This window comes from Providencia sp. PROV269 (genome assembly GCF_028477785.1).
Classification (GTDB): Bacteria; Pseudomonadota; Gammaproteobacteria; order Enterobacterales; family Enterobacteriaceae; genus Providencia; species Providencia rettgeri.
This window is the reverse complement of record NZ_JAMPLV010000013.1, coordinates 146,822-160,037: the sequence shown is the minus strand read 5'-3', so window position 1 is coordinate 160,037 and position 13,216 is coordinate 146,822. Positions and strand designations below refer to the sequence as shown.

The 13,216-nt window shown below is 40.3% G+C and carries 9 protein-coding genes; 2 read left to right on the top strand and 7 right to left on the bottom strand.

The features are described from left to right. Nucleotides 1-27 precede the first annotated feature (27 nt). From PR683_RS15605 to PR683_RS15575, 7 genes are all read right to left on the bottom strand, one after another. The gene (locus PR683_RS15605; protein ID WP_109912707.1) at nt 28-1,932 is read right to left on the bottom strand and encodes a bifunctional 5-dehydro-2-deoxygluconokinase/5-dehydro-2-deoxyphosphogluconate aldolase; all 1,905 of its coding nucleotides are present in this window, start codon (nt 1,930-1,932) and stop codon (nt 28-30) included. 25 nt (nt 1,933-1,957) lie between these two features. Beyond that, nucleotides 1,958-3,091: a Gfo/Idh/MocA family protein gene (locus tag PR683_RS15600; protein ID WP_004913299.1), complete on the bottom strand. Its 1,134-nt coding sequence runs from the start codon at nt 3,089-3,091 to the stop codon at nt 1,958-1,960. A 316-nt stretch (nt 3,092-3,407) separates the two neighbouring features. Then, nucleotides 3,408-3,836, bottom strand: a complete 429-nt coding sequence (locus PR683_RS15595) for a PTS sugar transporter subunit IIA (RefSeq protein ID WP_004262128.1) — start codon at nt 3,834-3,836, stop codon at nt 3,408-3,410. Between the two features lie 54 nt (nt 3,837-3,890). Beyond that, nucleotides 3,891-5,297, bottom strand: a complete 1,407-nt coding sequence (locus PR683_RS15590; protein ID WP_004913304.1) for a sugar porter family MFS transporter — start codon at nt 5,295-5,297, stop codon at nt 3,891-3,893. A gap of 399 nt (nt 5,298-5,696) precedes the next feature. Then, nucleotides 5,697-6,683, bottom strand: a complete 987-nt coding sequence (gene iolG, locus PR683_RS15585; RefSeq protein WP_004262138.1) for an inositol 2-dehydrogenase — start codon at nt 6,681-6,683, stop codon at nt 5,697-5,699. Nucleotides 6,684-7,264: 581 nt separating this feature from the next. Further along, nucleotides 7,265-9,202, bottom strand: coding sequence for a 3D-(3,5/4)-trihydroxycyclohexane-1,2-dione acylhydrolase (decyclizing) (gene iolD, locus PR683_RS15580; RefSeq protein ID WP_272571685.1), 1,938 nt, complete (start codon nt 9,200-9,202; stop codon nt 7,265-7,267). Between the two features lie 12 nt (nt 9,203-9,214). Beyond that, the gene (locus PR683_RS15575) at nt 9,215-10,726 is read right to left on the bottom strand and encodes a CoA-acylating methylmalonate-semialdehyde dehydrogenase (protein ID WP_004913311.1); all 1,512 of its coding nucleotides are present in this window, start codon (nt 10,724-10,726) and stop codon (nt 9,215-9,217) included. A 393-nt stretch (nt 10,727-11,119) separates the two neighbouring features. Between PR683_RS15575 and PR683_RS15570 the strand changes: the two genes are divergently transcribed. After that, nucleotides 11,120-11,956, top strand: coding sequence for a MurR/RpiR family transcriptional regulator (locus PR683_RS15570; RefSeq protein ID WP_004913314.1), 837 nt, complete (start codon nt 11,120-11,122; stop codon nt 11,954-11,956). 232 nt (nt 11,957-12,188) lie between these two features. Continuing rightward, nucleotides 12,189-13,184: a hypothetical protein gene (locus tag PR683_RS15565; RefSeq protein ID WP_226537880.1), complete on the top strand. Its 996-nt coding sequence runs from the start codon at nt 12,189-12,191 to the stop codon at nt 13,182-13,184. Nucleotides 13,185-13,216: the final 32 nt, after the last annotated feature.

The following is a 13,216-nucleotide window of genomic DNA, read 5'->3' as shown; positions in this document are numbered from 1 at the left end:
GAAGCTCCTGTGTAGGTAAAAGTAATATTATTTACGCTGACGCCATAGGGCTATCAGGTTTAAGTAATTAGTTTTGATTTTCTGAACCAGCTCATCGTCATTGATTTCACCTTTCATCCACTCCAACGAAGGCTTACCAAATAAGGTACGACCAACAGCAAATCCTTTGACGATGGATTTTCCAGCTGCGGCATTAAAACCCGCTTGTAACTCAGCTTGTGGCGCATCAAGCCCTAAGAGTACGACACCGCGGCAATATGGGTCACGCTCTTGAATTAATCGGTCAACCGCATCCCAATTTTCTGCTTGTAGTGGTGGTAATTTCCACCAATCAGGCTTGATACCTAAGTTATAGAAGCGTTTGATTGCGCGTAAATACAGCTCATCATTGCGTTCCATATCTGCGGGTAATATCACTTCAAGCAATAATTCATGCCCTGATTGGCAGCAAGCGCTGTAAACTTCTTGAACTGTTTTTTCTTGCTCTAAACGCAGGGGATGGTTGTCTTCTGGATGGAAAAATACCAAACATTTCACAATATGCTCTTTTGGCCAACTGATCAGCTGAGAACCGATATTGCCATGTTCTAAGCACAATGGTCTTGATGCCGGTAGCTCAATTGGACGGCCTATCCACCAACCACGACCAGTCACGTCATTCAATACGTCTTGGCCAAAGGTACTGTCGCAAAGTAGCCCTGCTTTACCTTGTAAATTTGCTTCTTGCGCCACTTCACTACTGGCACGGAAAATCAATTTCTTCAGATAAGGAATACAAGAAATATCAGCACCAGCATTACGAGCCATATCAACAAATTGGATGCGATGGTCGAATGCCATAACACAGAGCTCATTCCACTGTGTGCGACGTGAAGTCACTCGATGTAAATGGTTGAGTATAGGATCGAGATCTGGACGTGGTACTGCCGCAGCACGTTCAAGGTAATTATCTAACTCGATTTTTGTTGGCATTGCAGGCGCACAGCCATGGCGAGAAACCACTAAAGCCCCACAAGCGTTCGCATAAGCACAGGCTTTTTCCCAACCATCACCGTTTAAATAACCGCGTAGTAGACCAGACATAAATGCATCGCCAGCACCTAATACGTTAAGTACTTCAACTCTGACACCATGAACAGTGATCCCTTCGTCCAAGGTTTCGGGGATTGCACCGCTAAATACGGAGCAGCCAAGAGAGCCACGCTTGCATACTAGTTCTGCATCCGTTAATTGACGGATATTTTTAAGGGCTTGAACGGTATCCGTTGTGCCACCAGCAATGTGGAACTCTTCTTCGGTACCTACAATCAGGTCAAACTGCGATAATACTTCTTGTAGCTGCGCAGTCACGCTATCAGACGCAATAAAACGCGTTTCACCATCACCGAGAGACGTTAACCCCCATAAGACTGGGCGATAATCGATATCAATGGCTGTTTTGACGTTATTATGTTTAGCATATTCCAACGCTTTCAATACCGCCGCGCGGGTTTTCGGATTAGATAAATGCGTTCCTGTAATTGCCAAGCAACGCGCGGATGCAATATATTCTTCCGTAAAATCATTTGGCGTAATCGCCATATCTGCACAGTTATCACGATAGAAAATTAATGGGAAAGTATCCTGATCTTTGATCCCTAAGATAACTAATGCCGTTAATCTGTCTTTGTCTGTAATAAGATGGCTGGTATCACAGCCTACCCGCTGTAATTCCTCACGTAAAAAGCGTCCCATGTGCTCATCCCCCACACGGGCAAGCATTGACGATTTTAATCCTTGTATTGCAGTGCCGAATGCCACATTTCCAGAAGAGCCGCCTAAATATTTGGCAAACGAACTCACATCTTCTAAACGAGAACCTATCTGTTGTCCGTACAGGTCAACGGCAATACGGCCCATACAGATAACATCTAACTTCTTCTGCTTATCCATTAATTACCCCTTAACTACAACAGAATTAATTGATTTCTTTAACGTTAACCCAACGTTGTTCATCATATGAACGTGCTATCGCGTCTAATATTCGTGATACTTTCCAGCCCTCTTCAAAATCAGGCCACATTGGCTGCCCTGTTGCAACGCCATCAATTAAATCACGCACTTCAACTGTTTTTTGGTCATTAAAGCCAATACCATGGCCTGCACCATTACAAAATGGCGCATAATCCGGGTGCTCTGGCCCCACAAAAATGGTTTTAAAACCTTGACGATTGCTAGGTTCATCATGACGATAGAGCTTTAGCTCTGCCATTCTTTCTTGGGTGAAAGACAGTGTTCCTTTGGTGCCAGTCACCACATAAGTTAGCCCCATTTTACGGCCAGCTGCGATTCGTGAAGTTTCTATGACACCCATTGCGCCACCAGCAAAACGCACCATGGCATGCGCCTGATCTTCATTTTCAACCGTAACCATAACGGCTGACCCCGCTTTTTCTGGACGCTGTTTAATGACAATTTCCATATCACCACAAACGGTTTCAATATCCCCTACGAGGAATTGCGCCATATTAATAATATGTGCAGATAAATCTCCCAGAGCACCTAGGCCAGCTTTTTCTTTAAAACAATGCCAGTGAATCGGCGCGCTAGGGTCAGCCATATAATCTTCATTATGGGTGCCATAAAAATGGATAACTTCTCCAATTTCGCCATTTGCAATGATTTCTTTGGCTAGCTGAGAGGTAGGGTTTTTCATATAATTGAACCCCACTAACGTTAAGACTCCCGCCTTTTTAGCCGCTTCGACCATTTCTTTGGCATCTTCAGAATTGAGCGCTAATGGTTTTTCGCAATAAACGTGTTTACCGTGCTTAATTGCCTCCATTGCCATTTCTTTGTGCAGGAAATTAGGCGAACAGATATCCACCACGTCAATATTTGGATCTGCAACTAATTTTCGCCAGTCATCGGTTGCACGATTAAATCCCATTTCCTGAGCTCGGGTCTGTGCTAACTCAGGGGTAATTTCTGCTATCATTTCACGAACCAATTTTCCCTGTAATGGAAAAACGGTTGCTGCTTGTGCATAAGCAATGGCATGAGCTCGTCCTATATAGCCAGTACCTATCATCCCGATACGGATCTCTTTCATCTGTTCTACCTCTCGCTCATTTTTTGTAACACAATGGCTGGCCTAATACTTGTTCCAGATTTTTATTTCAATAATCATGTTATACGGAACATTTGTTTCATTATCAATATTATTGAGAATATTAATTTCATTATGTGATCCAACGTTAACTTTTAATGTAATTAGCTAATATATAAGAAAATAATTATTAATTTCAGAGAGGATGAAAACAATAAAGAGGTAATAACCTGGAATGAAATGAAATAGAATAACCAAAGATGAAATTTATTGAGTATGGGATCAGGTAAAGATCCCATACTCGCTTCAAAACCCAAAGCTAGCGATGAAGAATGCTTAAAAATTCTTCTTTACTTGACGTCAAAGACAATGCATTGGCAATAAACTCATCACTGAAAATCAGTGCAATTTCCCTAAGTACATCAATGTGTTCCCTTGATTTTGCAATCACACCTATTGCGATAAACATCACATTGGTTCGGTCCCATATCACCCCGTCAGGAAATTGAAAAATTTCAACACCGGTATGCAAAATAATATCATTGGCGGACTTAGGTAGATGAGGCAACGTAATGCCATTCCCCAAGAATGTTGATATTTGTTGTTCCCTTTCCGTTAAGAAATGCACACAATCCCTATCAACATAACCTTTATTTTTAAATTCCGTACCCACCATTTTGAGTACTTCAGCTTTATTTCTTGCCTGACAACCTAAATGCAAATTACTTGTGGTTAGTTGTTCTATCATATCCAACCCTCGATTAAGTTAATTAGGTATATTCACACCACCAATAAGTAATAATTACATTGATGAGAGCTCTTCTTCTAATTGCTCTAATGATTTGTTTGATGTTTCTGGTAATAACTTCACCACAAAAACGATAGCTAAGTAGTTTATTACCGCAAAAATTAAGAATACTGGACCTAAACCAAGTTCTGCTTGTAATACAGGGAATAAATAACTCACAATCGCATTCATAATCCACATAAAGAAGACTGAGATCCCCATAGATAACCCGCGGATTTTAAGTGGAAATAGCTCTGCAAGTACTACCCAAGTTAAAAAGCCCATTGTTCCTTGCATAACCCCAACAAACACCGCGCCAAGTAACCAAATTAATGTTGCTTTAACATCCCCGGTTAAGAAGTAGTCTGTTGCTGCAATTAATAAGTGTAACGATGCCATTAGAGCAAAACCACCAACAATCAGTGTCTTACGTTTAAATCGGTCAACAAGGAATAGTACCCCTATCACCATACCACCAACAGAAAACACACCATTTAATACGTTGAAAACTAAAGAAGTTTGCTCAGAAAAACCCGCTGTTTTGAGAATTTCTGTACCATAATACATAATAACGTTAACCCCAGTCGTTTGCTGTAATGCCGCCCACACCATCCCAATTAATACCAATTTAAAAATCCAAGGCGTATTAAAAATTAACGCTAAATTTTGTTTATTGGCATTCGGATGACGTTTAGCTTCCGCAGCTTCAACATCTAATAAGGTCACGATATCTTCATATTCTTGAATAGCACGTTTTTCAGGGCGAATTTGCTTTAAAATTTTCAGCGCTTCTTCACGACGGTTTTTACTCATTAGCCAGCGTGGGCTTTCAGGCGCTTTCCACATACCAAATAATAGGCACAATGCAGGTACCGCCTGCACTAACAACATATAACGCCAGACATCCGGTAGATGACCCCAAATAGAACCGATAATCGCATTGATAGCAAATGCCGCTAACTGCCCGATAACAATAGCAACTTCATTGAGTCCGGTAAGTTTTCCCCGCATTTCAGTCGGGGCCACTTCCGAAATAAATGTCGGTGCTGTCACTGAAGCCCCGCCCACCGCAAACCCCAATATAAACCGAGCAATAAGAAGAACTTCAATGTTTGGAGCCGCCGCAGATAAAAATGCCCCAAATAAAAACAGAAATGAGAGGTAAAGCAAATAAGTACGGCGCCCGACAAAGTCTGCTACACGTCCACCACAAACACTGCCTAATGCCGCGCCCACTAATAGGACACTCATTACCAGCCCTTCCGTGGTTGGCGTTAATCCCATGTTTTCTTTCAGTGATGAAAATGCACCGTTAATGACACCAGTATCATAACCAAATAGTAATCCACCAAAGGTTGCAACCAAGGTTATTTGGTGCAACCTTTTTCTCTGTTGTTGATTGAGATTCATGATTAATGACATATTATTACCTTATTATTTGAATCATTATGTCTTACCAAAAAAACAATTTTTCAATATTTAAATAAATGTTTAATGTTAAATGTTAAATGTTAAATAATGAAATAAGTTTCTGGCACTCTGGTTTGAATCGCTACTTTGCTAGCTTTAGGCCTGATCGATAAACTCTTTGAAAATAGTTTTCGCGAATTTAAAACGATAAATACATCAGTTAAATTAAAGAAAGTAAGATTATAAAAAGCCTCAATTAATCTCAGAATATTGAAAGCCTAAAGAGTATTAAATAAAAGTAAGGTCAGTATTTTATATACTCATTGATAAATGAATATATTTGCTATTGCGGCTAAAAATACATTTTTAACCGCAAGTCTATAATTAAGTTAAATAGTATTACCGCATTAATTACAATTTAACTTCTTTACCCGTTTTTAATGATTCCAGCGCTTTGTCTGCAAGATATAAAGCCAATTCACCATCGGTACCTGTCGTTTCAGATTCCGCACGGCCTGCTAAGATATCAACAAAATGCTGCCACTCTGCTTGGTATGCTTCATGGTAACGTTGTAAGAAGAAATACTCTGGCTTGGCAGATAAACATCCAACTTCGCTTAACAGCGCAACACTGTTCTCTTTAATATTACCTGCCGTTAATAAGCCTTTTTCACCATGTAATTCAATGCGTTGGTCATAACCGTAACCTGAACGACGGCTGTTAGAGATGGTCGCCATTGCGCCTGATGGAAATTTTAAGATAATAAATGCAGTATCAATATCACCTGCTTGGCCGATAGCAGGGTCAACAACATTGCTGCCTTGTGCGTAGACAGAGCAAGGCTCTTCGCCAATCATAAAGCGCGCCATATCAAAGTCATGAATCGTCATATCTCTGAACATACCACCGGAGACTTTGACGTATTCCGCAGGTGGTGGTGACGGATCACGAGACGTGATAATTAAAGATTCTGCTTTACCAATAGCGCCTTGTTGGAATAAATTTTTCAAGTGGCGAAATTGAGGGTCATAGCGACGATTAAAACCAATAAACAGTGGAACATTATGTTCTTTCACGCTTTTTAAACACTGTTTCACACGCTCAAGATCGAGATGAACAGGCTTTTCACAGAAGATCACTTTTTTATGTTTGGCTGCGAGTTCGATTAAATCAGCGTGAGTATCTGTGGCTGAAGCGATTAAAACCCCTTGTATATTAGGGTCTTGCATTGCTTCTTCTGTCGTCTGTACTTTTGCTTGGTATTTTTCAGCCAAGGCAACCGCATTCGGTTGATAAGGGTCGATGACAGAATAAAGTTTGGTTTCTTTATGGCCGGCAATATTAACAGCATGAACCTGTCCGATACGTCCTGCGCCGAATAGTGCTATATTGAACATTCAAATGCTCCTTGATACCTTAAATCCACTATTTGGATATTACGGAATATACCAAATAAAACGTTCATTTCAATTTATAATTTTTTGAAAATTATATTTTTGGGCTCTAGATAACAAATGTTATATTAAAGTGTATTTTTAGTGTTATTCAGATCACAAATTGACAATGCAAGCGAATAGCATTTAACAATAAAGTCTGTGTTTGTTGGCATATTAAATTTCCATAACTTCTTTTTTTGTTCTTTTCCTGCCTCGCAATAAAACATATATTTCAATAAATAAATTTTTAAACTATAAAAACCATTAAAAAACCCAGCCAAAGCTGGGTATATAATCCAAAATGATTCGAATTGTGTTGGCGATGAGCGTAACGCTAGCCCATTTAACTTGAAGTATGACGAATATAGAACGGCAAGTGATAATCACTATGCAAATAAAAACCAAAGCAATCCCTGCTAAGTTTCCAGTAACTACCCTACTTAGTTACACATCTGACTCATTAAGAAAACGAAAAACATTCCTCGACGGTAAAACACCGTCGAGTTATTTTGACACTATAAGGCACTAGCGCAATATGTTGATTAATAAAGACGAACTTTATGTTCAACCATCTCTTTAATTTTTTCAGCGGAAGCAACTATTTGAGGCTTTTTAGAAACTTGAGCCGTTCCTGTGCGCCACCAAGCTTCATAACCATCGGTCATTGTTTTCGGAAGTACTTTAATATCAATCAATACACAGCCCGAATGGGACTTCGCGTCTTTCAGTGCAGCAATCAATTGTTCCTCATCATGTACCCGATAACTTTTACAGCCATAGCTTTCTGCGTTTTTAGCAAAATCGACCTTCACTAACGGCCCATCCATCAACCCCGTCTGTGGGTTTCGATGCCGGTTCTCTGTACCAAAACTTCCCATGCCTTGGCTCATCTGCAGATTATTAATACAGCCGAATCCCGCGTTATCAAACAATAAGATGGTGATCTTAATATTCTCCTGAATCGCAGTTTGCAGCTCACTGTGTAGCATTAAATAAGAACCATCTCCGACCATCGCATAAACAGGTTGTTTTGGCGCAGCAATTTTAGCCCCAACAGCAGCGGCAATTTCGTACCCCATGCATGAATAGCCATATTCAAGGTGGTATGTATCCCGTTGTTTTGGTAGCCAAATACGTTGTAAATCACCCGGTAATGAACCTGCAGCCCCGACAATAATGGCATCGTCTTCCATGTATTGCTGCATCAAGCCTAGCACCCGTGTTTGCGCCAATTCTGTACCAAGCGTTTTACGGTACTCTTCAAGCTTGTCATCAAGATGGCCTGCAATTTCAGGGACAAAATCTAATGGCCGATACTGTATACTAAACAAGCGCTCCAGCTCATTTTTCCACTGTTGTTTAGCCTGCTGAATTTCATCCCCCCACTGAGCTTCATAGTGAGAATCTTTCAATTTTACACTCAGTGCTTGTAACGCTTCTTTGGCATCTGCGACCACTTTCAATGCATCTAACTTACTTGCATCAAACTCCGCAACATTGATATTTAAGAACATCACATTCGGATGACTAAATAACGACTTAGAGGCGGTGGTAAAATCCGTAAAGCGAGTCCCCACACCAATCACTAAGTCAGTTTCTTTAGCCAACAAATTTGCCGCTAACCCACCTGTTGTACCAATTCCGCCCATATTCAAGGGATGACTAGCAACGATGGCACTTTTACCTGCTTGAGTTTCGCCAAATGGAATACGGTAATCTTCCGCAAATTGCAAAAATGCGTCGTGAGCTTCGGAATAACGTACCCCACCACCACAGATGAGCAATGGTTTTTTCTTGCCACGAATTAAATTTACGGCTTCTTCGATACTCACCGTTGTCGGTGGTCTACGTTCAATACGATGGATGCGTTTTTGGAAAAAATAATCGGGGTAATCCCACGCCTCACCTTGAACATCTTGAGGTAGGCAAATGGTTACCGCGCCAGTATCCGCAGGGTCAGTTAACACTCGCATGGCATTAACCATCGCCGCCATCAGTTGTTCAGGCCGTGAAACCCTATCCCAATAACGTGAAACCGGGCGAAAACAATCATTAGTACTGATAGTCCCATCATCGTATTGTTCGACTTGCTGCAATACTGGGTCGGGCTGACGAGTCGCAAAGGTATCCCCTGGCAACAATAATAATGGAATACGATTGGCAGTTGCCGTTGCTGCTGCGGTAATCATATTTGCGGCACCGGGGCCAACTGAAGATGTCACAGCAAAAATTTGTTTACGTTTTTTTTGTTTAGCAAAACCCGTCGCAATGTGCGCCATACCTTGCTCATTACATCCTTGATAAACGCGTAGATGACCAGGCGCTTCTTCAAGCGCCTGACCTAACCCCACAACATTACCATGGCCAAAAATCGTAAATACTCCCTGAATAAACGGATATTGCTCACCATCAACATCAACGTATTGTTGGTTTAAAAATTTAACCAATGCCTGAGCGGTCGTCATTTTCTGCTTATTCATACGGGTCTCCGTTTATTCCATGGTTGGCATTGTGAAACTACTTTCATGGTGCTCTAAGCGAACACTGGCAGGCCAACGGCTAGTGACTGTTTTCATGCGAGTATAGAAACGAACACCGTCATTTCCATGTACATTTAATGGACCAAAAATAGACCGTTTCCAACCACCAAAACTGTGGAATGCCATCGGTACTGGAATAGGTATGTTAATTCCGACCATTCCCGCTTGAACATTTTCTTGGAATTCGCGCGCTGTTTCACCATCACGGGTGAAAATAGCCGTTCCATTACCATATTCATGTTGGTTAATCAGTTTCAAACCCGTTTCAAAGTCTGGAACTCGCACTACGGCTAATACAGGCCCAAAAATTTCTTCTTGATAAATGTCCATTTCAGGCGTGACATTATCAAATAATGTTGGCCCTACAAAATAACCATTTTCGAAGCCTTTCACTTTAAAGTCACGGCCATCGACCAATAACGTCGCACCTTGTTTTTCGCCACTGGTAATATAGTCACAGATTTTGGCTTTATGTTGCGTGGAAATCACAGGTCCCATGTCATTTTCTTTACCGTCAGTAATACCAGGACCCACGGACATTTTGGCAATTTGGCCTTTCAGGTTAGCAATGAGCGCATCTGCCGTTTCATCACCGACAGCTAAGACGACGGATAATGCCATGCAACGTTCACCTGCAGCACCAAACGCAGCGCCCATAATAGCATTAGCTGCCTGCCCCATGTCTGCATCAGGCATTAAGATACAATGGTTTTTCGCTCCACCGAGTGCTTGGCAACGCTTACCATGAGCGGATGCCGTCGTGTAAATATATTCAGCAATAGGCGTTGAGCCAACAAAACTAACGGCTTGAACTTCTGGTGCAGTTAAGAGCACATCAACGGATTCTTTGTCCCCTTGAACAACATTAAATACGCCATCAGGTAAGCCAGCTTCTTTTAATAATCTAGCTAATGCTAATGCTAATGAAGGATCTTTTTCTGATGGTTTTAAAACAAAGGTATTACCTGTTGCAATAGCTACTGGGAACATCCACATCGGTACCATTGCTGGAAAATTAAATGGCGTGATCCCCGCACAAACACCCAAAGGCTGCATTAATGAGTGGCTATCAACACCTGTAGCAACATTGGCTGAGTGCTCACCTTTTTGTAAGTGAGGAATACCGCATGCAAATTCAACGACTTCCAAACCTCGGGTTAATTCACCTACCGCATCAGAAAAAACTTTACCGTGTTCTCTTGAAATTAAACGCGCCAGCTCATCCATATTCTCTTCAAGTAAAGCTTTAAATTTGAATAAAACCCGAGAACGTTTTAGGGGAGATAGTTTTGACCATTTAGGGAATGCTTTATTCGCAATCTCAATGGCTTTTTTTGTTTCATCGGCACTGCTGAGTACAACTTGAGCAATTTGCTCCCCCGTTGCCGGGTTGAATACAGGCGCAAAACGCCCACTTTTGCTGGATACTATTTCACCACCAATGAAATTATGAATCTGTTCCATGTTGCCTCTCTTTAGCTGACAGAGTTACCTTGTTACTCAATGTATATGAAATATTTGTTTCATTTACAACTAAATTTGAAATAACATTCAATTTATGTGATCTAGACAAAGTTTTTGTGAAATTTTAATCGCGACTAAAAAAATACCAATCCTAAACTTATGTCCATCACCTATTTATTGGCTATTTTGCCGTTGTATTGAGCTAAACATGGCCTTGTTTCAATCAAGAAAATAAGAGAGCAAATTGATGTAAGCTGTTCAATTTATTATCCCAAATTCAAATTATTTCACGATCCTAAAAAAAGAAAATTTTTAAATATGAACTAAGTGTTTCAAAAAGATTCGACTAACGCTGTAAAACAACTACAATTAGAGCCAAATTCTGGAGGTTATATGTCAAGTGCATCAAATTTAAATGAGTTTCAAGAGCAAGTTCGCTCACGATATGACGAACTAAGTAAACGGTTACAGCAAGTGGCACGCTATGTATTAGATAATACGAATAGTGTGGCATTTGATACCGTTGCCGTCATTGCAAAGGAAGCTAAGGTTCCGCCTTCGACGCTGATCCGCTTTGCAAATGCTTTTAATTTCAGTGGGTTTAATGAAATGAAACAATTGTTTCGTATGAACCTTGTGGAAGAAACGGCCAGCTACACAGATAGAGCCCGTATGTTTCGTGAAATGGATGGTTCCCAAGAACTGAGTGATGACCCCTCACAAATTTTGAAGGAGTTCGCTCATTCTAACGCCCAAGCGTTACAACAAATGGCAGCCAGAACCCCTGCTGAAGATATTGAAAAAGCCGTATCACTTTTAGCGAATGCACAGAATATCTACATTATCGGTTTGCGTCGTTCATTCAGCGTTGCAACATATTTAAGTTACGCACTTAGCCATTTGGAATGCCGTCCTGTCCTTATTGATGGGCTTGGCGGAATGTTCAAAGAGCAGATCAGTCGGATCAGTGAAAACGACGTTGTAATTTCAATCAGTTTCACACCTTACGCCTCAGAAACTGTCATGGTAAGTGAGAAAGCGGCTCAAGCGGGTGCACAGCAAATCGTGATTACTGATAGTCAAATCAGCCCATTGGCAAGTTTCAGTGATGTTTGTTTTGTTATCAAAGAAGCCCAAGTAGATGCATTTCGTTCGCAGTCAGCCACCTTATGTTTAGCACAATCACTAACCGTTGCATTAGCCTATCGTCAAGGCAGCAGCTTAGTCTAGTTATGCGGCTCTGTAATTAAACACCTCCATTAATTCAGAGCCCCTTCCTACCTTTTCCCTGATTAACATAAACGTCATTATTGAATACTAATTAAGTTTCATCTTTTTCTTTAATTTGTGAATCCCATCAGAAAATACAAGTTCTAAAATAACAATAAAATGAAATTATTATTTCACCCTGTTATGTTGGAATTATATCGCGTGTTTGATAAACCAAGAATAAGGGCTAAGCATGTTAAATACACACTTTCTTTATTTACTCGGCCACCTGCGTTTACTTGAAGAACAGCATTCTGTCACGTCAATTAATCGTTCTGGTATTGGTTTAATCGGCACTGCACCTTATAACCAACTTTATATAAATGCGATAAAATGCTGCACCCATCATAGTGAGCTAAAGTCAATTTGCCATTTGTCCCCATCTCTTCCTCCTATGACTGACTTCATGTGCCAAAAGAAAAAAATAGAAGCGCTAATCAACAATGATGACGTTGATTGCATCATAGTGACATCCACTTGTAGTGATGAATTACTAAAGTTTGCTATTCAGACAGCGGTAACTGCTGGAAAAGATGTTCTATTGAATGATATCCCTAACTTTAGTGAAAGCGAACTGAATGAAGTATTAAAGCAAGCCATGCGCCATGACGTATTTATTGACTACAACCAACCTTTGAGCTCTGATAACCAGTTCAATCAAATAAAAGCATCTTTAATGCCTAAACATGGTAGCGAAACAGGGTTATTACGTATCACAACACACCGAATAGTAGAGCCAGAAAACCAACTACCATTCAATATATTACGAAACACCATCACAAAGAGCATAGAATTATTGTTATCACTAATGCCTGATTTTGTCCTTTCACTTCCTTCTATTCAGTTCTCGCATCCCTTCAATCAAAGAGCCGATGGCGACGTCTTAATAATTAATTTACGCCAAGAAAACGGTTTATTGGTTTCATTTGAAATCTTTTTTAATACAGGAAAGATCTCAGACAAACTATCATTGAAGCAGTGCAATAACCGCTATGAGGTAGAGAAAAAACTTTCTTTTAATGAAAAATATCAAGAGGTTAATCAAGATAATTTCATTGTAAAGCAACTTGACCAATTTGTTTTAAGGCTCAGTAGTAATACAAAATTAGCTAAGATTAATCAATGGAGCCGCGCTAATGAGCTAACAGATAAAGTAATAAAACAGTTAAATATCTATGGATATATTTAATTACCATAAAATATAAAGATTATTCTGATAGA